At 70.2% G+C, this 24,422-nt stretch carries 16 protein-coding genes and 2 pseudogenes; 7 read left to right on the top strand and 11 right to left on the bottom strand.

The genetic code is table 11. The features are described from left to right. Window positions 1-37 precede the first annotated feature (37 nt). The 3 genes from glgP to ACRAWB_RS04705 form a co-directional block, all read right to left on the bottom strand. Window positions 38-2,608 (bottom strand): alpha-glucan family phosphorylase, encoded by a 2,571-nt coding sequence (gene glgP, locus ACRAWB_RS04715; RefSeq protein WP_431352273.1) that lies wholly within the window; start codon window positions 2,606-2,608, stop codon window positions 38-40. A 35-nt stretch (window positions 2,609-2,643) separates the two neighbouring features. Next, the gene (locus tag ACRAWB_RS04710) at window positions 2,644-3,192 is read right to left on the bottom strand and encodes a hypothetical protein (RefSeq protein ID WP_431352272.1); all 549 of its coding nucleotides are present in this window, start codon (window positions 3,190-3,192) and stop codon (window positions 2,644-2,646) included. A 137-nt stretch (window positions 3,193-3,329) separates the two neighbouring features. Further along, window positions 3,330-5,291 (bottom strand): alpha/beta hydrolase, encoded by a 1,962-nt coding sequence (locus ACRAWB_RS04705; RefSeq protein ID WP_431352271.1) that lies wholly within the window; start codon window positions 5,289-5,291, stop codon window positions 3,330-3,332. Between the two features lie 504 nt (window positions 5,292-5,795). Between ACRAWB_RS04705 and ACRAWB_RS04700 the strand changes: the two genes are divergently transcribed. The 5 genes from ACRAWB_RS04700 to ACRAWB_RS04680 all read left to right on the top strand — a co-directional run bounded on the left by ACRAWB_RS04700 (window position 5,796) and on the right by ACRAWB_RS04680 (window position 13,100). Then, the gene (locus tag ACRAWB_RS04700) at window positions 5,796-7,760 is read left to right on the top strand and encodes an alpha-1,4-glucan--maltose-1-phosphate maltosyltransferase (RefSeq protein ID WP_431352709.1); all 1,965 of its coding nucleotides are present in this window, start codon (window positions 5,796-5,798) and stop codon (window positions 7,758-7,760) included. 29 nt (window positions 7,761-7,789) lie between these two features. Then, the gene (gene glgB, locus ACRAWB_RS04695; RefSeq protein ID WP_431352270.1) at window positions 7,790-9,997 is read left to right on the top strand and encodes a 1,4-alpha-glucan branching protein GlgB; all 2,208 of its coding nucleotides are present in this window, start codon (window positions 7,790-7,792) and stop codon (window positions 9,995-9,997) included. A gap of 121 nt (window positions 9,998-10,118) precedes the next feature. Continuing rightward, on the top strand, window positions 10,119-11,108 hold the full coding sequence (locus ACRAWB_RS04690) for a hypothetical protein (protein ID WP_431352269.1): 990 nt from the start codon (window positions 10,119-10,121) through the stop codon (window positions 11,106-11,108). Further along, window positions 11,105-12,022 (top strand): cell wall-binding repeat-containing protein, encoded by a 918-nt coding sequence (locus ACRAWB_RS04685; RefSeq protein WP_431352268.1) that lies wholly within the window; start codon window positions 11,105-11,107, stop codon window positions 12,020-12,022. Before ACRAWB_RS04690 ends, ACRAWB_RS04685 begins: the two co-directional genes overlap by 4 nt. A gap of 49 nt (window positions 12,023-12,071) precedes the next feature. Next, on the top strand, window positions 12,072-13,100 hold the full coding sequence (locus ACRAWB_RS04680; protein ID WP_431352267.1) for a cell wall-binding repeat-containing protein: 1,029 nt from the start codon (window positions 12,072-12,074) through the stop codon (window positions 13,098-13,100). A gap of 224 nt (window positions 13,101-13,324) precedes the next feature. Here ACRAWB_RS04680 and ACRAWB_RS04675 read toward each other — a convergent pair. The 3 genes and pseudogenes from ACRAWB_RS04675 to ACRAWB_RS04665 form a co-directional block, all read right to left on the bottom strand. Beyond that, a pseudogene (locus ACRAWB_RS04675) lies at window positions 13,325-13,918 on the bottom strand (SDR family oxidoreductase); the annotation flags it as partial. Window positions 13,919-13,983: 65 nt separating this feature from the next. Next, window positions 13,984-14,970 carry a tetratricopeptide repeat protein gene (locus ACRAWB_RS04670; RefSeq protein WP_431352266.1) on the bottom strand — a complete coding sequence of 329 codons (987 nt, stop codon included), beginning with the start codon at window positions 14,968-14,970 and terminating at the stop codon, window positions 13,984-13,986. Between the two features lie 70 nt (window positions 14,971-15,040). Beyond that, window positions 15,041-16,909 carry a hypothetical protein gene (locus ACRAWB_RS04665; RefSeq protein ID WP_431352265.1) on the bottom strand — a complete coding sequence of 623 codons (1,869 nt, stop codon included), beginning with the start codon at window positions 16,907-16,909 and terminating at the stop codon, window positions 15,041-15,043. A 192-nt stretch (window positions 16,910-17,101) separates the two neighbouring features. Between ACRAWB_RS04665 and ACRAWB_RS04660 the strand changes: the two genes are divergently transcribed. Continuing rightward, on the top strand, window positions 17,102-19,936 hold the full coding sequence (locus ACRAWB_RS04660; protein WP_431352264.1) for a DivIVA domain-containing protein: 2,835 nt from the start codon (window positions 17,102-17,104) through the stop codon (window positions 19,934-19,936). A gap of 15 nt (window positions 19,937-19,951) precedes the next feature. Continuing rightward, the gene (locus ACRAWB_RS04655; RefSeq protein WP_431352263.1) at window positions 19,952-20,989 is read left to right on the top strand and encodes an AI-2E family transporter; all 1,038 of its coding nucleotides are present in this window, start codon (window positions 19,952-19,954) and stop codon (window positions 20,987-20,989) included. Between the two features lies 1 nt (window position 20,990). On the opposite strand, the pseudogene ACRAWB_RS04650 reads toward ACRAWB_RS04655, so the two are convergent. From ACRAWB_RS04650 to ACRAWB_RS04630, 5 genes and pseudogenes are all read right to left on the bottom strand, one after another. Next, window positions 20,991-21,733, bottom strand: a pseudogene (locus tag ACRAWB_RS04650) (alpha/beta hydrolase). Next, the gene (locus tag ACRAWB_RS04645) at window positions 21,730-22,029 is read right to left on the bottom strand and encodes a hypothetical protein (protein WP_363808547.1); all 300 of its coding nucleotides are present in this window, start codon (window positions 22,027-22,029) and stop codon (window positions 21,730-21,732) included. Before ACRAWB_RS04645 ends, ACRAWB_RS04650 begins: the two are co-directional and overlap by 4 nt. A gap of 35 nt (window positions 22,030-22,064) precedes the next feature. Further along, on the bottom strand, window positions 22,065-22,775 hold the full coding sequence (locus tag ACRAWB_RS04640; RefSeq protein WP_431352262.1) for a lytic transglycosylase domain-containing protein: 711 nt from the start codon (window positions 22,773-22,775) through the stop codon (window positions 22,065-22,067). Between the two features lie 54 nt (window positions 22,776-22,829). Continuing rightward, window positions 22,830-23,375 (bottom strand): DivIVA domain-containing protein, encoded by a 546-nt coding sequence (locus ACRAWB_RS04635; RefSeq protein ID WP_431352261.1) that lies wholly within the window; start codon window positions 23,373-23,375, stop codon window positions 22,830-22,832. Between the two features lie 12 nt (window positions 23,376-23,387). Beyond that, entirely contained in the window at window positions 23,388-24,419 is a 1,032-nt protein-coding gene (locus tag ACRAWB_RS04630) for a phosphatidate cytidylyltransferase (RefSeq protein WP_431352260.1), read from the bottom strand. Window positions 24,420-24,422 lie beyond the last annotated feature (3 nt).

The raw sequence follows: 24,422 nt of genomic DNA, 5'->3' as shown, positions 1-24,422 counted from the left end.
CGTGTCGCGTGCAGTCTTTGCGGACTCGATGGCGGGGTCAGGAGGCGGTGGTGACCAGGCCCAGCTCGGCGGGGGTGAGGAGCAGGTCGTTCACGGGGACGACCCGGACGGTGTAGCCGAAGGAACCTGCCCAGGCCAGGCGGACGGTACCCACGAACTCGTGCGCGACCGTTGCATCGTGCGTCCCGGGCACCGAGGTGTCGACCGTGAGCGCCTGCTGGCGGGTGTCGGTCAGCTCGTCGTCGTGGCTGCGCCCGTAGACGACCTGCACCTCGACGTCCGACGGGTCGAGCCCGTTCAGGTGGACCAGCGCGCGGACGTGCAGCTCGTCGCCCACCTGCGGCACCGCATCCACACCTCCCGCGTCGACGTGCGCGACGTTGACGCCCGGCCACGCCGCCTCGACCTTCGCCTTCCAGTCGGCGAGCGAACGCGCCTCGGCGAAGTCGTCCTCGGTCAGCCGGTCCTCGTAGGAGGCGGCGGGCACATACAGGCGCTCCACGTACTCGCGCACCATCCGCTCAGCCGACAGCGGCGCGGAAAGGGTCGCGAGCGTGTGCCGGATGCGCGCGATCCACGCGGTCGGAACGCCGTCACCGTCACGGTCGTAGAACCGCGGGGCGATCTGGTGCTCGATGAGGTCGTACATCGCCTCGGCCTCGAGCGCGTCGCGCTCTGCGCCGTCCCCGGCGGCGTCCGCCGACGGGATCGCCCAGCCGTTCTCGCCGTCGTAGAACTCGTTCCACCAGCCGTCGAGGATCGACAGGTTGAGCGCGCCGTTCAGCGCCGCCTTCATGCCGGACGTGCCGCACGCCTCGAGCGGCCGCAGCGGGTTGTTCAGCCAGACGTCGGTGCCCGGGTAGAGCAGCTGGGCCATGCCGATGTCGTAGTCCGGGAGGAACACCATCCGCTGCCGGATGTCGGCCTCCGACGCGAACTGCACCAGCTTCTGGATGAGGCGCTTGCCTTCGTCGTCGGCGGGATGCGACTTGCCCGCGATCACGAACTGGACCGGCCGCTTCGGGTCGGTGAGGATGCGGCGCAGCCGGTCGGGGTCGTGCAGCATCAGCGTCAGACGCTTGTAGGTGGGGACGCGGCGCGCGAAGCCGATGGTGAGGACGTTCGGGTCGAGCAGGTCGTCCATCCACGCGGGCGCGATGCCGCCGGGGTTCTGCTCCTCCCATGCGCGCTCGAGGCGGCGGCGGGCGTCCTGCACCAGCTGCTCGCGCATCCGGTTGCGCACGCCCCACAGGTCGAGGTCACTGACCGCGCCGCTGTTCGCCCAGTCGGCGTGTGTCGTGTCCTCGGTGCCCAGCCGCTCCAGGGCGAGCGCGCGCAGCATCGGGTCGGTCCAGGTCGGCGCGTGGACGCCGTTGGTGACCGAATCGATCGGCACCTCCTGCGGGTCGAAGCCCGGGTAGAGGCCGTTGAACATGTGGCGGGACACGTCGCCGTGCAGCTTCGAGACGCCGTTCGCGTGCTGGCCGAGCCGGAGGCCCATGACGGCCATGTTGAAGACGTCCGGAGAGCCGCCCGGGTAGTCCTCCGCGCCGAGCGGGAGCACCTGATCCACGGACACGCCCGGAAGGAGCGAGGTGGAGAAGTACCGCTGGACCAGCGGCCTGTCGAACCGGTCGATGCCCGCGGGGACCGGCGTGTGCGTCGTGAACACGGTGCCCGCACGCACGACCTGCAGCGCCTGGTCGAAGGTGAGCCCTTCGCCGATCAGGTCGGAGATGCGCTCCAGCCCGAGGAAGCCCGCATGGCCCTCGTTGGTGTGGAACACCTCCGCCTCGGGCGCGCCGGTCAGCTCGGTCCACGCCTTCACGGCGCGCACGCCGCCGATGCCGAGCAGCAGCTCCTGCAGCAGGCGGTGCTCGCCGCCGCCGCCGTACAGACGGTCGGTGACCGAGCGCAGGCGCTCCTCGTTGTCGGGGATGTCGGTGTCGAGCAGGAGCAGCTTCACGCGTCCGACGGCAGCCTGCCAGACGCGCGCGTGCAGCACGCCATCCGGCAGGGCCAGCGAGATCTGCACCGGCGTGCCGTCCGGATTGCGGAGGACGCTGAGCGGCAGGCCGTCAGGATCGAGCACCGGGTAGCTCTCCAGCTGCCAGCCGTCCGGCGTGATCGCCTGGGAGAAATAGCCGGAGCGGTAGAAGAGCCCGGCGGCGACGATCGGCACCCCGAGGTCACTGGCCGCCTTCAGGTGGTCGCCGGCGAGGATGCCGAGGCCGCCGGAGTACTGGGGCAGCGTGGCGGCGATGCCGAATTCCGGCGAGAAGTAGGCGATGGTCTTGGGCGCGCCCTCGCCCAGCGACTGGTACCAGCGCGGCTCGCTGAGGTACGCGCGGAGGTCGTCGCGGATGTGGTTCGCCCAGTCGACGTAGCCCTGGTCGCCCGCGAGCTCGGCGAGCCGCGAGGGCTCCACCGCGCCGAGAAGGGCGATCGGATCGTGTCTGACCTGCTGCCACAGCTCGGGCGAGATGCGGGCGAACAGCTCCTTGGTGGGCTCGTGCCAGGACCAGCGGAGGTTGCCTGCGATCTCCTCCAGAGCGGAGAGGTTGTCGGGGAGGACGGCGCGGACGGTAAATCGACGGATGGCCTTCACCCGCTCCACCTTAGGGGAGGCAGATTGCGCGCGGGTTAATCCCTGACCGGATTCACGACCGGGGCATCCCAGGCGGGCAGGGGTAGCCACACGCCCGGAACGGAGTCCCGGAGGACATCTTCCGACCGAAGACGCTCCGCGAGATGAACGAGAAGCTTTTTGCCCGGACCCCAATACGATCCGCTGTACACGCTGAGCGAGTAGTTGCCGTTGGTGCGGACGGTGTATTCGACGCAGAACCCGTCGCCCGCCCAACCTTGCAGGTCGGTCGAGTTCTGCGTGAGCTTCTGCTGCTTGACCGTCCACCCTTGCGCGGCGAAGTGCTTCCGCATCGGCTCCAGATCCGCCTCGTCCCCCTTTGCGCCGGGAGGCTGGATGGTGCGCGCATCGTCGAGGAGGTAGCTGTTCTCAACCGTCATGCCCGCGGGGGTCATGTAGGCGGTCTCGTTTCCCCCATTCGGCAGGAGCCCGGCACCGATCCATCCCCACGGCCCATCGCTGATCACCAGTTGCGCGTCACGAAGCATCTCCTCCAGACGGGTGTACCGCTGCGCGTACAGCGCGTAATGCTCGCTGATGCTCATGGCTTCCGCCTCAGCGCGCTTCATCCCAGCGTGATCCTTTCCCATCAACGGGTCTCCCTTCATCCATGCGCATCCCGTACTCGACAGCACCACAACGGCCAGCGCACCAGCGGCCAATCGGCGCACCGTCCCACGCTTCACTTCGGCCTCCCATTGGCGATGATCTCCATCGTCCCGCGTTGTGCGGCAGAGCGCGGCGACAGGTAACCGACCTTGTCCGAGTCTGGTCGGGCATCTTTCCCTTCCCCGACCTCGGGGTGCAGGTCGTGCCCGGTCACGTCTCGCGTCCCGGGGACACCGACGGACGGGAACACCCTCACTCCATCGATGTCTCGTGGATCGGTGCGGGAGCCGTAAGTTATCGTGCGGCCGAACCCCGCGATGAGGTCGTTGCTTTCTGTGGCGAACACCTCGCCCACATTGAGGTCGGCCGCTGTCGTGCCCGTCGCGAACCCCACCGACCCGTGCGACGTGAAGGTGGTGGTCGGGTATTTGGTGAGCTTGAGCGCGTACGACGCCGTCGTGGAACCGTACGAATGCCCGGTCACATTCACCCGCTCGGGCGCGTTACCCGGTCGGCCCGCATGCAGACCGTCGAGGAAGGTGGCGAGCGGCTTGGCCCCATCCATCGCACGGTTGGGAGCCCCGACCTCCGGCGGCGCCGGCGCGCGATAGCCGAACCACGACACCATCGCGTACGTCGCATCGGGGTTCTCCTTCGCCGCAGCTCGGGCGAGGTCCCTTCCGGCGCGGAGATGCGGAGCGAGACCGCCCGCAAGCGTCGAGCCGGCCCCCGGCACGTTCACAGTGACATTCGTCGCCCTATCCAGGTCCCCCAAGGAGACGGCGGCCGTCACGGCCCCGTTCCGCGCCCTGAAGTTCACCAACTGAACGACCTGGTTCTCTGGCCCACCCGGGATGCGGTGTTTGTACGCTTCAGCTTGTCTGAGCGCTTCATCCAGCGCCTTCGCCTCACGGACGAACTCATCGAGCGACCCGGGCCGATGCCGCGGGTCCATCGCCTCGTACACCGACGCCGGGTCCTTCAACGCCTTCTTCAGCACCGCGCGGTTGCACGCGTCGCGAACCCCGAACGGAATCCCGTCCAGATTGCCGAACAACTCCGGAGCCTTCTTCAGCAGCGCGGCGAGGCCCGGGGAGTCCTTCACCCGTCCCCACCACGCGGCCACCTCGTCCGGAGACGGAGGGTCGTCCAGCGCCTTCCACGCGAGCTGCGGGTTCTCGGTCACCAGGGGCGCCCACTGGTCCGTTGTCAGCCGCTCCAACGCGGTGAGGAAGCCGCCCCCGCCGGACAGGTCGGCCGTCGTCAGCTTGCTCAACGCCGTCACGAACTCGCCGCGCGTCGACGGCTCGAACCTCGGCGCACCGGTCGCGGCGGCCTCCATTCCGTCCCGGAACGCCCGCTCTCTTCTGGCGTGCTGCTCCTGCGCCCGAATGCCCTGAGCTCGCGCCTCACTCAGACGCTGCTCCGCCGTCTCGATGTGTCTCCGGACCGGGTCCAGCGCCTGTTCGGCCGCGTGTACCTCGCGTTCGACGGCTGCGAGCTGCGAGGCGGTCGGCACTGTGACCCCGGGCGGCGGGGTCAGCCCCTGGTACATCGCGAACGTGCGTTTCAACGCCTTAGCCGCGGCCTCGGAACCCAGGAAGGCTGCGGACAGCTCGGCGAGCAACTGGTGGCCGTGTTCGATCTCGCTCAGCGCTTCCACCGCAACGTGTAACGCCGTCCGGGATTGCGCGTGGGCCTCCCCCAGGTCATGAGACCACCGCGCGGCCACGGCGGCGCCGGCGCGATGCTGGGACGCCGCCGTTCTGTGCCGCTCCCCGACCGTGAGCACTCGCCCGGCGAATACCTCCGCGGCCATCCCGGACCACGCCGGCTCGCCCACCCTCGAGTGGATGCGCTCCAGCGCCATGGTCTGCGCCTCCAGACGCTGTGCCACCCACTTCAGCTGGTGCGCGAGCGTGTCCACCTCCTCCGGATCGCCTGGCGTCGGGTCATCCTCGAAGAGCAGCGGGGACCAATCATCGACCTCAGAAGACACGCGAGCCCCCGCCAATCGATGCAGCGCTCCGCGCATCCCGCCGCTCGTAGCCGTCAGCCGCCCCGGCCAAGATCGCCCGCAACTCTTCCACGGAGGCGGTCAGCGCCCGCTGGCCCGACCCCCATTGGTCCTCGAAGCCCTCGAACGCCCACCTCGCGGGCGGCGCCCCCAACCGGCGGACATCGACCTCGGGACGCGCGTGCGGATCGTTCAACGCTCCCAATTCACGCGCCAACTCCCGCAGCAGCGCCGGCTCCACAGCTACCTTCATGTCGGCACCGCCTCCCGAATCACCAGACTCAAATACCGTACCGCAACTCTTGTTGCAGCATTCTTTATGCAGGCATTCGCGGCAGATGCGTGGCGGGCAGATCTGCCCCATGACGGGCGAGCGAATGAGTGTACGTTCGGACCGTGGTGAAGAACGCAGCGACCAAGTCAGCAGCCGCCGCGCCCGAGGCGGCCACGAAGCAAGCCCCCGCGCAGGCGGCGCCCCCGGCGACCCCCGCGCACTACGAGCCCCTGCTCCCCCGCATCCCCATCCTGGAGCTGTCGCCCCAGGTCGATGAGGGGCTGTGGGCGGCGACGGCGTTCAGCGGCGAGGTGATCCCGTTCCGGGCGACCGCGTTCCGGGAGGGGCACGACAAGATCGGCGTCGACCTCATCCTGCTCGACCCCGCCGGGCAGCAGACCGAGCACCACATGCACCCGCTCACTCCCGGCACCGACCGGTGGGAGGTGGAGGTGCAGCTCGACCAGACCGGCCTCTGGCGCTACCGCGTGCAGGCGTACGCCGACGAGTACGCGACCTGGCACCACAACGCCGAGGTGAAGGTCCCGGCCGGGATCGACGTCGAGCTGATGCTGACCATCGGCCACGACCTCCTCGTGCAGGCGTCCAAGGACAAGCGGCGCAGCACCGCCGAGCGCCGCCACCTCTCGGAGGCGGCCAAGGTGGTCGCGGACACCAAGCGGCCGGTGGAGGAGCGTTTCCAGGCGGCGGTGGACGACCGCATCCAGCAGGTCCTCGCCGAGCGACCCGTGGTGAGCCTGCCGTCCCTGTCCGCCACGCGCGCCATCCAGGTCGAGCGCACGCGCGCCGGCGTCGGCAGCTGGTACGAGTTCTTCCCGCGGTCGGAGGGCGCGAAGAAGCGCGCCAACGGCACCTGGCAGTCCGGCACCTTCCGCACGGCGGCGAAGCGCCTGCCCGAGATCGCGGCCATGGGCTTCGACGTCGTCTACCTGCCGCCGATCCACCCGATCGGCCGCACCTTCCGCAAGGGACCGAACAACACGCTCGACGCGGGCCCCAACGACCCGGGATCGCCGTGGGCGATCGGCAGCGCCGAGGGCGGCCACGACGCCATCCACCCCGACCTCGGCACCGAGAAGGACTTCACCTTCTTCCTCGGCAAGGCCAAGCAGGCCGGCCTGGAGGTCGCGCTCGACCTGGCGCTGCAGGCGTCGCCCGACCACCCGTGGGTCCAAACCCACCCGGAGTGGTTCACCACCCTCCCCGACGGCACCATCGCCTACGCGGAGAACCCGCCGAAGAAGTACCAGGACATCTATCCGATCAACTTCGACAACGACTACGAGGGCCTGCGCCAGGAGGTGCTGCGGATCGTCCGGCACTGGATGGCGCTCGGCGTCCGCATCTTCCGCGTCGACAATCCGCACACCAAGCCGCTTCACTTCTGGGAGTGGCTGATCCACACGGTCAACGAGACCGACCCGGATGTGGTGTTCCTCGCCGAGGCGTTCACGCGACCCGCGCTCCTCCGAACCCTCGCGAAGGCCGGGTTCCAGCAGTCCTACACGTACTTCACCTGGCGGAACACGAAGGAGGAGCTGGAGGAGTTCCTGGACTCGCTCGCGCACGAGACGGCCGACTACATGCGGCCGAACCTGTTCGTGAACACGCCGGACATCCTGACCGAGTACCTGCAGTTCGGCGGTCAGCCGGCGTTCAAGGTGCGCGCGGCGATCGCCGCGACGGCCGCGCCGACCTGGGGCGTCTACTCGGGCTACGAGCTGTTCGAGAACGTCGCCCGGCCGGGAGCCGAGGAGTACATCGACAACGAGAAGTACGAGTACCGTCCGCGCGACTACACCCGCGCCCAGCAGGAGGGGCGCTCGCTCGCCGGCTACCTGACCATGCTCAACCGGGCGCGCAGCGAGCACCCCGCGCTGCGCCAGCTGCGCAACCTGTCCATCCACTGGAGCGACGACGACAGCATCCTCGTCTACTCCAAGTACCTCGACGGCCGGTTCACGCGCAGCGGCAAGGCGGACGCGGTGATCGTGGTCGCGAACGTCGACCCGCACTCGGTGCGCGAGACGATCATCCACCTCGACCCCACCGCGTTCGGGATCCCGTTCGGGCAGCAGTTCGAGGTGAAGGACCGGGTGACCGGCCAGCGCTGGACCTGGGGCACCGACAACTACGTGCGCCTCGACGCCTTCACCGAGCCCGTTCACATCCTGTCCGTCCGCCCGCTGTGACCGCCGACCGAGAGCTGAGGAGCCGCACCATGTCCCCCATCCCCGAAGGCGCCGCCGCCGTCGAACTGCCCGCCCTCGACGAGGGTCTGCTCGCCACGATCGCCGCGGGCAGCTACCACGACCCGCACTCGGTGCTCGGTCAGCACCAGGTCAACGCGTCCGGCGTGGCCGACCCGGTCACCGTCATCCGCACCCTCCGACCGCTCGCCAAGGAGGTCTTCGCCATCCTGTCGACCGGTGCGCACATCGAGCTCGCCCACGCCGGCTACGGCGTCTGGCAGGGCGTCGACATCGTGGGCCCTGGCGCCTACCAGATCGAGGCACGGTACGACGACGGCAGCACGTGGATCGCGGACGACCCGTACCGCTTCCAGCCGACCATCGGACAGCTCGATCTGCACCTGATCGGCGAGGGACGCCACGAGACGCTGTGGACCGCGCTCGGCGCGCACGTGCGCGACCTCGGCGGCGTCGTCGGAACCTCCTTCACCGTGTGGGCGCCGCACGCCCGCGCGGTGCGCGTCGTCGGCAACTTCAACGGCTGGGACGGCACGCTCTACTCGATGCGCAACATGGGCTCGTCCGGCGTCTGGGAGCTGTTCGTCCCCGGCCTCGGCGAGGGCGAGATCTACAAGTTCGACATCCTGACGCAGGACGGCGGCTGGGTGCGCAAGATCGACCCGCTCGCTCAGCTCGCGGAGACGCCGCCGGCGACCGCCTCGCGCATCACCGTCAGCCGCCACGAGTGGGAGGACGGCGAGTGGATGAGCTCCCGCGCCGCGCACGACCCGCACGCGGGCCCGATGAGCGTCTACGAGCTCCACTTCGGTTCGTGGCGGCCGGGGCTCGGCTACCGCGAGGCGGCGGACGAGCTGATCGATTACGTCGGCGCCCTCGGCTACACGCACGTGGAGTTCCTGCCACTCGCCGAGCATCCCTTCGGCGGCTCATGGGGCTACCAGGTGACCGGCTACTACGCGCCGACGAGCCGGTTCGGCCACCCCGACGACCTCAAGTACCTCATCGACCGGCTGCACCAGGCCGGCATCGGCGTCATCCTCGACTGGGTTCCCGGCCACTTCCCGAAGGACGACTGGGCGCTCGCCCGGTTCGACGGCCAGCCGCTGTACGAGCACGCGGACCCCCGACGCGGCGAGCACAAGGACTGGGGCACGTACATCTTCGACTACGGCAACTCGCAGGTGCGCAACTTCCTCGTCGCGAACGCGCTGTACTGGCTCGAGGAGTTCCACGTCGACGGGCTCCGCGTTGACGCCGTCGCCTCGATGCTGTACCTCGACTACTCGCGCAACGACGGCGAATGGGAGCCGAACATCCACGGCGGCCGCGAGAATCTGGAGGCCATCGGCTTCCTCCAGGAGGTCACGGCGACCGCGTACAAGCGCAATCCGGGCACGGTGATGATCGCAGAGGAGTCGACCAGCTACGCGGGCGTGACGGCGCCGACCTCGTCCGGCGGCCTCGGGTTCGGCCTCAAGTGGAACATGGGCTGGATGCACGACTCGCTCCAGTACATCCACGAAGACCCGATGTACCGCAGCTACCACCACGGCGAGATCACGTTCTCGTTCGTCTACGCGTGGAGCGAGAACTTCCTTCTGCCCATTAGCCACGACGAGGTCGTGCACGGCAAGGGGTCGCTGCTGAACAAGATGCCCGGCGACCACTGGCAGCAGCTGGCGAACGCCCGGGTGTTCCTCGCGTTCATGTGGGCGCATCCCGGCAAGCAGCTGCTGTTCATGGGCCAGGAGTTCGGGCAGCTGTCCGAGTGGAGCGAGGAGCGCGGCCTCGACTGGTGGATGCTCGACCAGCCGGCGCACCGCGGGCTCTGGAACCTCGTGGCGCAGCTCAATGCGGTGTACAAGGACAACCCGCAACTCTGGGCGGCCGACAACGAGCCGCAGGGCTTCGAATGGCTCGACGGGTCCGACGCGCAGGGCAACGTCATCGCGTTCCTCCGCAAGGACCGCGACGGGTCGCCGATCGCCGTGATCTTCAACTTCTCCGGGGCGCCGCACAGCGACTACCGCGTCGGCCTGCCGTTCGCCGGAGAGTGGGAGGAACTGCTCAACACCGACGCAGAGACGTTCGGCGGATCGGGCGTGGGCAACCTCGGCGCGGTCACCGCGACCGACGACCCGTGGATGGGACGCCCGGCCTCCGCCGTGCTGACCCTTCCGCCGCTCGGGGCGCTGTACCTGAAGCCGCGCGGCTGACGGTGTTCCCTTTGTCGGCATTGCCTTTATAGGACCGTCGGCGGCGACGGATTCCGATCGCATCATCCGTCTCCCTCAGTAGAAGGCGCCAACCGGCGCTGTGCCTCTATCGAGGGAGATCATGAAGCACGTTGTTCGACTCGTCGCCGCCGCGACGGCCTCGGCGCTCACCGCCGCCGCCGTGGTGTCTGCGACCGCGCTGCCGGCTTCCGCCGACACCACGGGTGACACCCTGGTGTACGACGCGAAGACCGGCAGCGTCCTGACGGATCCCGTCGGCGCTCTGCGCAACGGTCCCGGCTATTCCACCTACGCCGCCGAGGTGAGCGCTTTCAGCTACACCGTGAAGCTCGTCGCATCGCCGCGGATCGAGCAGTACCGGTCGACGATCCAAGCCGTCGCTGCCGAGCTCAACGCGTCCGGGCTCGCCTCCCTGACCGTGGCAGCGGGACAGTTTCCGCGCGCGCTGCCCGGGGACCACGAGATCACGGTCGACGCCGACTCCACCAGCCTCTGTGGATCGACGAACCTCGCCGGCTGCGGAGCGCCCGGAGTGACGAGGCGCGCCGGAAGCGACTCGCTGAACACCTCGGGGCGAGTGTGGCTCTTCCCGGTGACCGACGGGTACTCGGCCGCGAACAAGCGTCACGTCGTCGCACACGAACTCGGGCACGCCCTCGGCCTGGACCACTACGCCGACGCCTACGGCGGGGTCACGCAGGTGATGCACCCGTCCTCCTACGCGTCGTCCACCTTCCAGACGGGCGATCGCAACGGCTTCGCGTTCCTCGCGCGCGACTTCGCACCCGTCGGCACGATCGATGCCGTCACGATCCCGTCACCGGGCACGCTGCGTGTTCGCGGATGGGCGTTCGACCCGGACCAGAATGCAGCGGCGACCGTTCAGATCACTGTCGACGGCGTCCAGGCAGCGCAGCGGACGACGTCCATCGCGCGCCCCGACGTGAACAGCGCCTACGGGCTGCCCGCCTCCGCGGGGCGGGGCTTCGAGATCGACGCGCCCGCCGCAGTGGGGCCCCATGTCGTGTGCGCTCGCGTCCTGAACTTCCCCGGACGAACTTCTCACCGGTCGGCACCTGCGCCGCGGTGACCCGCCAGGGACAGGTCGTCACCGACCGGGTCCAGGGGTCCGATCGCTTCGCATCGGCGGTGGCGGTGTCGAAAGCGGCATTCCCCGGCACGGCGCCTGTCGTGGTCGTCGCCAACGGTGAGGCGTTCCCGGACGCCCTTGCCGCCGGTCCGGCCGCTGCCAAGCTGGGCGGACCGCTTCTTCTCGCCCGAGCCACGGCCCTCACCGACACCACGGTCACAGAGATCAAGCGACTCAAGCCGTCGCGCATCGTCGTCGCGGGTGGACCGAATTCCATCAGCGATGGAGTTCTGGTCCAGCTCAAGACGCTCGCCACGACGGTGGAACGGGTCAGCGGCGGCGACCGGTACGAGACCTCCCGCAAGCTGGCGGCCCTCGCCTTCCCACGGGCCACCACGGTCTACGTCGCATCGGGAGACGCCTTCCCGGACGGTCTGGCCGCCGGTGCGGCGGCGGCATCGTCTGCCGCACCCCTCCTTCTGGTCAGCAGCTCCGCCGGGTCAGTCGACGCCCCCACGGCGAGTCTCGTCAAAGCCCTGGGCGCCACGCGTGGACGCGTCGTCGGAGGGGTGAATGCCGTGCAGGAGGGCGTCGTCAGCGGTGTGCGAGCGACCGTGGCGGACACCCGGCGGATCAGCGGACCGGATCGCTTCGCGACCGCCATCGCCGTGAGCGCCGACGGCTTCACGGCGGCGCCGCGCGCGTTCGTCGTCAGCGGGATGGACTTCCCCGACGGTCTGGTGACCGCGCCGCTCGCCGGGCGCAGCCACGCGCCCGTGTACCTGTCGTCTGGCGACTGCCTCGACCGCTCCGTGCTCACGGACCTCGACCGGCTCGGGGCGACCCGGCTGACCCTGGTCGGCGGAGAGGCCTCGCTGTCATCGAACGTCGCCCGCGTCCGATTCTGCTCCTGACGCGCGCGCTCGTGTCCCTCATCCCTGTCTTCCTTCCTGAGGAGAAGTAATGCTCACCAAGCTCATCCGCCCATCCGCCCTAGTGGCAGCGGCCTGCGTGGCCCTCTGCGGTCTCGCCATCGCCGCACCCGCTTCCGCCCGAGTCGCAGCCGACGGTGCGTCGTTCATCGATGCGGCCACAGACCGTCTCGCCGGGCCCGACCGGTTCGCCACCTCTGTCGAGGTCTCGCGATCCAGCTACCCGGGGACCGCATCGGTCGTCTACCTCGCCAGCGGCCTGGACTTCCCCGACGCACTGGCCGCCGGGCCCTCTGCCGCACTCCAGAAGGGGCCCGTGCTGCTCAGCCGGCAGGATTCCGTACCGGCCGGCGTCCGCGCCGAGATCGAGAGGCTGCGTCCCGACCGCGTCGTCATCGTGGGAGGGACGGTGAGCATTTCCAGCAGGGCCGAGAAATCACTCTCCGGCTCGTCGTGGAAGGTCGAACGGATCGGCGGAGCCGATCGCTATGCAACGGCCCGGAAGATGGTCACGTCGACCTTTTCTGGCACCGTTTCAAAGGTCTACGTCGCGAGCGGCCGGGACTTCCCGGATTCGCTGTCCGCGGGAGCCGCGGCCGCCAAGCATTCCGGACCGATCCTCCTCATCGACGGACAGGCGGCCACGGTCGATGCGGAGACCGTCGCACTGCTGAAGCAGCTCAAGCCGGGCTCGATCGTGGTCGCGGGCGGTCTCGATGCCGTCAACCAGCCGGTCTACGCGGCGCTCGCCCGCCTGGCCCCCTCGATCGAACGGGTCGCGGGCTATTCGCGGATGGAGACCTCGGCGCTCATCGCCGGGGCGTGGTCGTCCGCCTCGCACGTGTACCTCGCGTCTGCGACACAGGCGGCCGATGCGGTGGTCGCATCCGCCGCCGCCGGCGCGCGCGGCGAACCTCTCCTCGTGACGATTCCGTGGTGCGTAGACCTGGCCATCGTGGACCGACTCAAGGAACTCTCCACGACGTCCGTGACCTTCGTCGGCGGCCCCGACGCACTCCCCCAGGAGCTGCTGGAACGCGGGTGCATCTTCCGACCGTAAACAGTCGACGTACCGCCCACTGACGGCGTGCGCTCAGGCCCGGGAGTCGACCCAGGCGCTGTAGTGCACGCCGTCGACGGCGTGGTCGGGCACGAGGTTGTGGCCGGCGCGCCACGTCGCGCCCAGTCCCCGCCGAGGCGGACCGGCACGATGAAGCGGCGGGTGCCGCTTGCGCGCTTCCACTGCTCCGCGAGCGACCGCGCCGACTCCACACGCGGGCCGCCGATGTGGCGGACGCTGTCCGGCTCCCCCGCGCCCTCGGCCACGTCGACCAGCACGCGGGCGACATCCCCCACCGCGATCGGCTGGAACCGGGTGCCGCTCGGAGCGAGCAGGGCTCCGACCGGGCGGCCGCGCTCGAAGATCGCGGTGACGAAGTCGTGGAACTGGGTCGCTCGCACGATCCGGGTGTCGAGCGGCGACTCCCGGTAGGCGCGCTCCTGAGCCGCCTTGGCGCGGTAGTAGCCGTAGGAGGACCCCTCGACGCCCACGATCGACAGCACGACCGCGCGATGCACGCCGAAGCGTGCAGCAGTGTGCACGAGGTTCTGCGCGCCCACGGCGAAGACGTGGGCGGCCTGCTTGCCCATCGCGTTGCTGGTGTCGACGATGACATCGACGCCCTCGACCGCCTCCTCGAGTCCCGCACCGGTGACGAGGTCGGCCGTGACGTAGGCGGCCCCGTTCACGTAGGCGTCAGCGTCGTCATCGGGCACCCGGCGGGCGGCGACGACCACTTCATGGCCTCTTTCGATCGCTTCGGCGGTGACGGCGCGGCCGGCGAGGCCGGTGCCTCCGACGACGAGCACACGGGACATGGGCCATCACTCCTGAGCCGGTGAGGGGACGAGAACGCCGCCGACCGCGGCCCGTGGGGTCGGGCTCAGTACAGCAGCGACGCCAGCCTAGCCCTGGCCTTGCCGACCCGCGGGTCGTCCACACCCACGATCTCGAAATACTCCAGGATGCGCGCACGCACCTCCTCCTTGCCCGCCGCGTCGAGCGACGGGAACAGGGTGAGGAGGCGGTCGAAGGCGTCCTCGACGTGTCCACCGGAGATGTCGAGGTCGGCCACGCCGAGCTGGGCCTCGGCGTCGCGCGGCGCCTCGGCGGCCGCGGTGCGCAGCTCGTCGGCCGAGTGACCGCTGAGGCGTGCGAGCAGGCTCACCTGCGCGAGGCCCGCGGCGGCCATGGTGTCGCGCGGGTCCTGGGCGATGGCGGTGCGGTAGGCGCGGATGGCGCCCTCGTAGTCCCCGCGGTCGATCGCGTCGTACGCCTCCTGGTGCAGCGGGGGCAGTGGCGGCTCGGGGGCCGGCTCGGCCGCTGCGGCTTGGGCGTCCGCGCCGTCCGCGCCGCCCTCGACGGTCACCGTCTCGGTCACACCGTTCTGTGCGGCGAGCTGAAGCAGCTGCTCGAAGACGTCACGGAGCTGGTCCTCGGGGACGACACCGGCGAACAGCTGGACCGGACGGCCCGCCACCAGCGCGGCCACCGTGGGGACCGCCTGGGCCTGGAACGCCTGCGTCAGCTGCGGGTTCGCGTCCACGTCGATCTTCACGCCGACGAGGCGGCCCTGGAAGCTGCCGACGGCGCGGTCGAGCACCGGCGCGAACTGCTGCCACTGCTCCGACCGGTCGGTGCCGAGGCCGACGACGATCGGCACGCGCATCGACAGGTCGATGAAGTCGTTGAAGTTGGCGTCGGTGCCCTCGAAGTACAGGCTCGGCAGGGTCAGGTCACCCGTCGGCTGTCCGGCGGGTGCACCGGATGCGCCGCCCGCAGCGCCCGCGGCCGGAGCCGGACGGTTGACGAGCGAGCTGAGATCGACGGCCCCGCGCAGGTTGGTGGGCGGGGGCGGGACGTTGCTCATTGATCCTCCACGTGTCGGTGCTCGACGATTCCGGCACGACTGTCCAGGATACTCGCGTCGCTGCCGTCCGTTACGGGATCTGCTCGGCCGAAGTCATGCCCTGGGCGAACCCGAGCAGGGTGATCTTGGCGTCGGATCCCGCTGGCGGCACGTAGAACGCGAGCTGGTAGCCGAAGTCGGACTGGATGCCGGTCTTCGACGACGCCACGCCGCTCAGTGCGGCCGCGGTCGCCCCGGCGCTCACCTCGGCGCCGGCCTCGACGACCTTCAGCACCTGGGACTCCTTGAGGTCGGTCCAGACGATCGCACCGGAGTCGTTGGTCGCCATGGCGACATCCTTGCCGTCACCCGGCGCGCTCGTGAAGGTCAGCGACGCAGTGGCCGGCACGGCCGCCTTCTGCTTCGCCTTCCAGTCGGCGCCCACCTGCGTGCGCAGGGTGTCGCCCTCGGCGCTGAACAGGCTCGCATACTGGCTCTTGTCGCCGTTCATCAGGATGTCGCCGTACGCGGCGGCCACCTTCTCCGGGGGCAGGGCGAGTAGCTTGGAGTCCGGCGGGACGACCGCCGAGCCGATGCTGGCCGGGGCGAGGTTCGGCACCTTGGCCTTCGGCTCGAGCGAGACGGCGTACTCCACCTGGTAGTTGTCGCGCGGCGTCGCCTGCACGAGGGTCAGCGCGATCGGCGCCTGGGCGTTGCCCTTCGCGTCCTTCGGGCTGTCGATGACGGCCGCGACGGTCCGCGGCCAGGTGTCGGTCGCCTGCGGCAGCGAGAGCACGATCGGGCTCGCCGGGATAGCGGGAAGAGCGGGCTCGTCGGCCTTCTTGGCGCGGATGGCGTAGTTCGCTGTGCGGAGCTGGAGCGCGGGCCCCGTGAACCGCGCCTTGGCGAGGTCGGGGCTGGCCTTCGCGTCGGCCTGGCCTGCCGCGTCGGAGATCCGCTTCACGATGCGCTCGAGCTGCGGGACCGTCACGGCGGGCGGCAGCTGCCCCTGCGCGTCCGGCGCCTCGGTCGCGAGCGGGGTCGCGGTCTTGGAGGGGGTGGTGGCCGCGTCCGTGCCCGTGGTGCAGCCGGTCAGCGCCAGGGCGCCGGCGACGGCGACGGGCAGGATGACGCGTGCGCGACGGCTGGAACGGCGGCCGCGCGGGGTGGTCTCGATCATGGCGGTGGGCTTGTACTTGGGAGCCTTGGGCAGCTTCGGCATCTTCGGGCCGCTCTTGCGGCGCGGACCACGCGAACGGCGGTGGGTGTACAGACCCCAGAGGTACAGGGCGATGCCGATGACGAGCAGGATGAGCCCGCCGATGATGAGCGGGAACGCCCACGGGGTGCTGGAGTCGACGGGCCAGGTCACGGTCACCCGTGAGGGAGCCGCCTTCGTGCCGTCGGTGGCGACGATGACGCTCACGTCGTCCGGGATGTTCATGCGGGTCACCTGGGCGGACTCGCCGTCGAACTCCTCGAGCCAGAGGTCGGAACCGGCCGGGTTGGGCCCCGCGGTGGCCGCGGTCGTGGAGTCGGTGGTCGCGCCCGCCGCGGGGGTGGGCGTCGGAGTGGGGGTCGGCGTCGCGGTGGACGTCGACTCGTCATCGTTCGAAGCGGTCGGCTTCGGCGTCACGGCCTTCGTCGACAGATCCCCGGTGGACTTCTGATAGCGCACGGCGACGTACTTCTGGTCGCCGAGCCACGCCTTGACGTCCGCTGTACGGCCGTAAGCCACGACCGGCTGAGCGCCCGCCGGAGCATCCGAGATCGTCAGGGTCTGCTGCCCGGGATGGGCGTTGAGGGCGGAGCCGTCGATCACCAGGTAACGCGGGTCTCCGGAGACGGTCGCGCCGGCCTCGATATGGGTCGGCGGCGCGAAGACGGTGCGCTGCGCGATGCCGGCCACGATCATGACCGCGGCGACGACGAACGCGACGATGGCGAGTACGAAACGCAAGCAGGACTCCTCATGTGCCGATAGTTCGGGGGCGGGCACAGTCACACGACGATACCGGACATGCCTGAAAGGCAGCTAACCCTTGCCTGGACGCTTTCGGCACCCCCCGTGCGGGCGGACATCCGCGAATTGTAGGATCGTCGCGGCGCGCGTGAGGCGGGTCGACCCGAACATCCCCCAGGAGTAACAACAGTGGCCACCGACGAATCCACCTTCACGCAGGCCTTCCGCGGCTATGACAAGGACGAGGTCGACAAGGCGCTGCAGGAGCTGCGACGCGAGCTGATCGCGTCCAACACCAAGGCGGCCGACTCCGCCAAGGAGATCAAGCGGCTGCAGGCGCGGATCGACGACCTCAACGCGGAGATCGAGGAGGTCGGCAGCCCGACCTACTCCGGGCTGGGCACCAAGCTCGAGAACACCCTCCGGGTGGCCGAGGAGCAGTCCACCCGCCTGATCGCGCAGGCCGACATCGACGCCGAGAAGCTGCGCGCCGGTGTGGCGGCCGAGATCGAGAAGGTCAAGAAGGCTGCGGCCGCGCAGGCGGAGCGCATCCTGGCCGACGCCCAGGCCCGCGCGACGACGCTGCTCGAGGACGCGCAGATCGAGTCGGGTGAACTGCTCACCAAGACCCGCGCCGACAAGGAGACCCTGCTCAACGACGCCATGCGCGAGGCGGCCGCCATCCGCGGGGCCGTCGCCACCGAGGCGGCCGAGCTTCGCGCGACGAGCAAGCGCGAGGCCGCAGCGGTGCGCGCCGAGGCCGACCGGGAGGCTGCGGAGCTCAAGGCCGTCGCATCCCGCGAGGCGGAGGCCGCACGGGCCGAGGCCGCCGAGCTCGACCGCACCATCGCCGCCCGCCGCGCCGAGCTCGAGAACGCGCTGGCCGAGGACCGCGCCGCGTTCGAGCGCGAGGCCGCCCAGACCCGCCTGGAGCTGGATCGCCGCGTCGCCGACACCGCCGACCGCCTCGCCGCGGAGAAGACCGAGACGCGCAACGCCCTCGCCGCCGAGGCCGCACAGGCGAGAGCCGACCTCGCCGCCGAGGTCGAGGAGCAGCGCTCGGAGCTGGCTGCGGCCGTAGCGCAGACCCGCGCCGACCTCGACAACGAGGAGAAGACCCGTCGCCTGGCCCTCGCGACCGAGGTGGAGCAGACCACCAAATCCCTGGCCGCCGAGGTCGAGCAGACGAAGGCCGCCCTCGCCGCCGAGGTGGAGCAGGCCCGGTCCGCCCTCGACGCCGACGTCACCTCCACCCGCAGTGCGCTGGCCGACGAGGTCGAGCGCACCAAGGCCGAGCTGGCCGATGAGGTCACCCGCACCCGCTCCGCGCTGGCGGAAGAGGTGTCTCGCACCAAGTCCGAGCTCGCGACCGAGGTCACCACCACCCGCTCCGCGCTGGAGAACGAGGTCACCTCGACCCGCGCCGCGCTCGAGAGCGAGGTGACTACGACCAAGACCGCCCTCGCCGAGGAGGTCGAGCGCACCACCACGCAGCTCGCCGACGACGTGCTGCAGACGCGCACCACCCTCGATAAGGAGACGACCGAGACCCGCACAGCCCTAGAGGCCGACCGCGCCGCGACCGCCGCGCAGCTGGCCGCCGACCGCGAGCAGACCGCGAGCGAGTTGGCCGCCGAGGTCGAGCAGACCCGCGCCCGCCTCGCCGCCGACGCGGAGCGCCAGCGCCGCGAACTCGACTCCGAGGCTGCGGACCTCCGCGCGGAGCTCGCCACCGAGGTCGACACCGCCCGCTCGGCGCTGGCGGACGAGATCGCGCGCGAGCGCAGCGCCGTGCAGGCGGAGCTGACCGCCGAGCGCGCCCGCCTCGCCGCCGAGGTCGAGTCCACCACCACCGCCCTCGCCGCCGAGGTGGAACAGACCCGGTCCAGCCTCGAGACCGAGGTGGCGACCACCAAGGCCGCCCTCGCCGCTGAGGTGGAGCAGACGAAGAAGGCCCTCGAGGCCGAGGTCACGACGACGAAGGCTGCGCTGGCGGATGAGGTCGAGCGCACGCAGACCGCGCTGGCGGCCGAGGTCGAGCAGACCAAGGCGGAGCTCGCGGCCGAGGTGGAGCAGACGAAGTCGGCGCTCGAAACCGAGGTGACCACCACCAAGTCCGCGCTGGCCGCCGAGGTCGAGCAGACCACGAAGGCCCTCGCCGCCGAGGTCGAGCAGACGAAGAGCGCTCTCGCCGCCGAGTCCGAGCAGACGCGCAGCAAACTCGCCGAAGACGTTCGGAGCACGACGACGGACCTCGCCGGCCAGCGCGAGGCGACCGCGAACGAGCTCGCCGACCAGCGCGAGCAGCAGCGCCTGGAGTTGGAGCGCGAGTCCGAGCGCATCCGCCTCACGATCGCCGACGATGCACAGCAGTCCCGCGTCGCGCTCGAGAAGGAGACCGCAGAGGCCCGCGCCGAGCTCGCCCGCGAGGTCGCGGAGGCACGCACCGCGCTCCAGGCCGAGCTCGCCGAGCGTACCGCCGCCTTCGAGCAGGAGGCCGCCGGCGCCCGCGCCGCCCTCGACACCGAGCTGACGACCCTGCGCACGAGCACCCTCGAGGAGGTGGAGGCGCGGTCGCGCGAGATGGAGCAGGCGCGCATCGACCTCGACGTCGAGCTCCGCGCCCGCCGCGACGAGGCCGAGAAGGAATACCTGGCCCGTCACCAGGAGGCCGTCGCCCAGACCCAGAAGTACCTCGACGAGGCGAACGTCCAGCTGGCGGAGGCGGTCAAGCGGACCGCGCAGGCCCGCTCCGAGGCGGAGGCCTTCGAGACCGAGGCCCGGCGCACGGTCACCGAGGCCCGCAAGAAGGCCGAGGACACCGCGGCCGCGATCATCCGGGACGCCGAGGAGCGCTCCGACGCGCTGCTCGCCGAGACCGAGGAGCGCACGCAACGCCTGGTCGCCGACGCCGAGGAGCGCCTGGCCCAGATTAGGATCGAGCGTGAGGCCGTGGCCGGGTACTTCGAGAACCTCCGGGGCGTCCTGCAGCAGGCCGAGAAGGCGACCGCAGACCGCGACTGATCCCAGGGGGAACACGTGAAGATTCAGAACCCGTTCCGCCTCGGCTTCATCGGTGTCCTCGGCGTCGGGCTGGGCCTGCTCATCCTGAGCGCCATCGTCAGCCTGGCGACGATCATCACCTACATCGGCGCCGCGCTGTTCCTGGCGCTGGGCATCGAGCCGCTGATCTCGTTCCTCGAGCGTCGGCGCTTTCCCCGCTGGCTGGCGCTCGTGGTCGCCCTCGTCGTCATCATCGGCGCCTTCGTCGGCCTGATCTGGGCGATCGTGCCGATCGCGGTCGATCAAGCCTCGCAGCTGGTGCAGAACACGATCAACTGGGTCAACAACGGCGACGCCGAGAAGTGGTTCCTCAGCCTCCAGCACCAGTTCCCGGGCATCGTCAACCAGCAGAACATCGACGCCGTCACCGAGTGGCTGCAGAAGAACCTGCCGGACATCACCTCGAAGGTGCTGCAGACCGGCGTCGGGATCGTGCAGGGCCTCTTCGGGGTGATCATCGTGATCATCCTGACCATCTACTTCACGGCATCGCTGCCGAGCATCAAGCGGTCGGCGTACCAGCTCGTCCCCGCCTCCCGCCGGGCGCGCTTCGCGGACATCGGCGACCAGATCACCGACTCCGTCGGCAAGTACGTCATGGGCCAGGTCTCGCTCGCGCTCGTCAACGGCGTGCTCAGCGCGATCTTCCTGACCGTGATCGGGGCGAAGTTCCCCATCCTGCTCGCTTCGATCGCGTTCTTCTTCTCGTTGATCCCGCTCGTCGGAACGATCACCGGCTCGGTCATCATCGTCGCGGTCTGCTTCCTCTCCGGGCCACCGACCGCCATCGCCGCCGCGATCTACTACCTCATCTACATGCAGGTGGAGGCGTACGTGCTGAGCCCGCGCATCATGAACCGCGCGGTGTCCGTCCCCGGTGCCCTGGTCGTCGTCGCGGCCCTCGCCGGCGGCACGCTGCTCGGGATCCTGGGCGCGCTGGTCGCCATCCCGTTCGCGGCGGCCATCCTGCTCATCGTGAAGCAGGTCGTCATCCCGCGGCAGAACGAGCTTTAGGTCACGCTCCGGTCGGCGCCGGCCACTCGGTCGGCAGCGGCAGCGCCGACGGGTTCACGCGCTGCACGATCTCCGTGAGGACTCGGCGCGTCTGGTTCTCGCCCACCCACAGATGCTTGCCGCCCTCCACGTCGACCAGGTCGATCTGCGGGAACGGCGCGAACTTCTGCTCCGCCTCGGCCGGCCGCAGGAAGTCGTCGTGCTCGGGGATGAGCGCGACGACGGGTCGGGTCTCCCCGCCCACGCCGCCAGGTGGTGCGGCTTGGCGCGGTGGAGCGGCGGGGACAGCAGGATGACGCCATCGACCGGGAGCTCGCGGCCGTACATGAGCGCGAGCTCGGTCCCGAACGACCATCCGACCAGCCACGGATGCGGCAGGCCGCGCTCGGCGACGAACGCCATGGCGGCCTCCACGTCGTAGCGCTCCCCCACACCATCGTCGAAGGCGCCCTGGCTGCGCCCTCGCGGCGACGCGGTGCCGCGCGTGTTGAAGCGCAGCACGGCGATGTCGGCCAGGGCGGGCAGGCGGGCGGCGGCCTTGCGGAGGATGTGGGAGTCCATGAAGCCGCCCGCGGTCGGGAGCGGGTGCAGCGTCACCAGCGTCGCAACCGGCGCGCGGTCCAACGGGGTCGCCAGCTCGCCGACGAGGGTGAGCCCGTCCCGAGTCTGGAGCTCGATGTCCTCACGCCGCGCAGGCAGTTCGACACCGCCGCGGATCTCGATGGTCGTTCCTTCGGTGCTCATGCGATCCTCCAGCAGGACTCGTGCCAGTGTCTCCGTGCGGCGAGGTCGGCGGCGTCGCCGAGCACGCCGTCGGCACGCCAGGCGACCAGGTGCGCCGTCCCGGGCGGGATGTCGCGCCCGCAGCCCGGGCAGACGTACGTCTTCTGCGCCTGGACGGCCGAAACCGGCTGCACGTTCCACTCGACGCCGCGCCGTGTCTCCGTGCGCCGCCAGCCGGCGAGCAGGCGGTCGAGACCGTCCGGCTCCTCCTCCCGACGACCGGCTGAGCGGCCTCGGGGACGGTTGGAGCGCGGCATGCGTCCAGTCTAGGCGCGCGGACGCGCCGGACGGATCAGTACCAGCCGGAGGACTCGGAGTGCGCCCAGGCGCCGCACGGCGTGCCGTAGCGGCCCGCGATGTAGCCCAGACCCCAGTTGATCTGGACCGACGCGTCGGTCTCCCAGCCCGGACCCATCTTGCTGCCCGGGAGAGCCTGCGGGATGCCGTAGGCGCCGCTCGGGTTGGCCGCGTTGACGCGCCAGCCGGACTCGCGGCTCCACAGGGAGTCGAGGCAGCCCCACTGGTCATCGCCCCAGCCGCGCGCCTGCATCATCTGGTAGCCCAGGTCGCGGGCGGTGCCGGCGGTCGGGATCGGCGCGGACGGGTTGCTGCTGCGCGAGGAGGACGACGACGACTTCTTCGAGGCGGTCGGGGTGGGCGTCGGCGTCGGGGTCGGCGTGGGCTTGGCCTTCACCGAGACGGGCTCGCGCGTGATGGTCTGAGCGGGCGCATCCGGAGCCGTCAGCTCCTGGGCGGGTGCACCCTCGTAGCGCTCGGTCGTGGGGATCTGCTGCAGCGACTCCGCGTACGCCGGGGTGGTCGTCGTGCCCGAGAACGGGTCGATGACGTTGACCAGGGCGAACCCGGCCACGGCGATGAAGGCGAAGCCCGCGATGGCTGCACGGGACCGGACATGCGGATGCCTGGACCGCTTGAACGCGACCCCGACCGGGTTGGCCGGACTCAGCGGTACGATCTCCGCTTCAGCTTCTCGTCTACCCACGATCACAGAACGATAACGGAGATCGCCGGAAAACCCAAGATTCCGCCCCCGCACTCAGCGAACCGCCAGCATGACGTCGGTGACCGCGTCGAGCAGGAGATCGACCTGGACTTCGCGATATCCGCCGCGCTGCTCGCGGAAGGTGACGGTCCGCACCTCGTCGACGCTCATCGGCCGGCCGTCCTGGAAATAGCGGACCAGACGGTTGGCGAAGCGGTCGACGTCGTTGCGGTTGTAGCCGAGCGTGAGGAAGCTGACGCGGTCGAACCGATTGCCCAGCGGGCGGTCCAGGCGGTTGAGGACGACCTGCGCCGTCGTGCGCGCATCCTCGAACCAGGCGGCGTCTCCCGCCGCGGCTCGTGCCGCGTCCCGCTCCCGCGCCGCGAACGCGTCCTCCAGACGCTCCAGGGCCGCGTCGACGTGCGAGGTCGAGTAGCCGCCCTTGTGCATCGAGAACGCCGTGTGCCGGATGTCTGCCGCGGTCAGGTCGGGCGCCGAGTCGTCGCCGTCGTACGCGCGGCGTGCGGTGAGGAGGAATTCATCCACCTGCTCGACGTCGTAGCCCTGCTGGGACTTGGGGCTGCGGGGGAAGGTGCTCACTCCCCCATTCTGTCATCGGAAGATGAGGAACAGCACGTACGTGACCGCAGCGGACGGCAGGATCGAGTCGAGCCGGTCGAGGAATCCGCCGTGACCGGGCAGCCACGAGCTCATGTCCTTGATGCCCAAATCGCGCTTGATCAGCGACTCGGCCAGGTCGCCCGCGGTCGCGGTCAGCAGCACGACGACGCCGAAGAGGATCCCGAACCACCACGGCTCGCCGATCATGAAGACCGAGAGCAGGATGCCCGCGATGATGGCCGCGGCCGTCGCGCCCGCGAACCCCTCCCACGTCTTCTTGGGGCTGATCGTGGGCGCCATCGGGTGCTTGCCCCACGAGAGTCCGCTCACGTACGCGCCGGTGTCGACCGAGACGACCAGGATGAGGAACGCCAGGACCCACCACTCGCCGCCGTCCTCCGCGAGGAGCAGGATGACGAAGCTTCCGAGCAGGGTGACGTACAGCTGCACGAACACCGACCAGAGCAGGTCGAGGCCGAGGGCCTTGGGACCTGCGCGACCGGCCGGGACGACCAGTTCGACGAGGCGCCACAGCACCACCAGGACGATGCCTGCGGAGAGAGCCACCAGCTGCCCGCCCGCGTGCAGGTAGAACGCGGCCGGCACGATCCCGACCGCGGCCAGCACCGTCGGGATGCGCGGCACCCGACGTCCCGAACCCCGGAACGCCTGCGCCAGCTCGAACGCGGCGAAGCCGATCATCGCCACGCCGAACACCAGGAACAGCTGCTTGATGAAGATCAGGCTGACGACCACGACCGCGCCGACGGCCACGCCGATCACGATGGCCAGGATCAGGTTGCGGCCGGTGCGCGCGGCGATCCGCTCATTGGTCGCATCCAGTTGCGCCTTGCGCACCTGCACCTGGCGCTCGAAGTCGGCACGCGTGGCCTGCACCTGCGCCCGCAGCTCGTCGCGCGAGCGCGGCTTGGCACGCCGGGACGGAACCCCCGACGCCTGCGCCCCGACCGGAGGCGTCGCCGCCGGTGGGGTGGGCGGCCGGGATGAGCTGTCCTCGGTCATCGG

This window comes from Leifsonia poae (assembly GCF_050632865.1).
Classification (GTDB): domain Bacteria; phylum Actinomycetota; class Actinomycetes; order Actinomycetales; family Microbacteriaceae; genus Leifsonia; species Leifsonia poae_B.
Note: the sequence above shows the minus strand (reverse complement) of the source record. Positions and strands in the feature narration are given on the sequence as shown.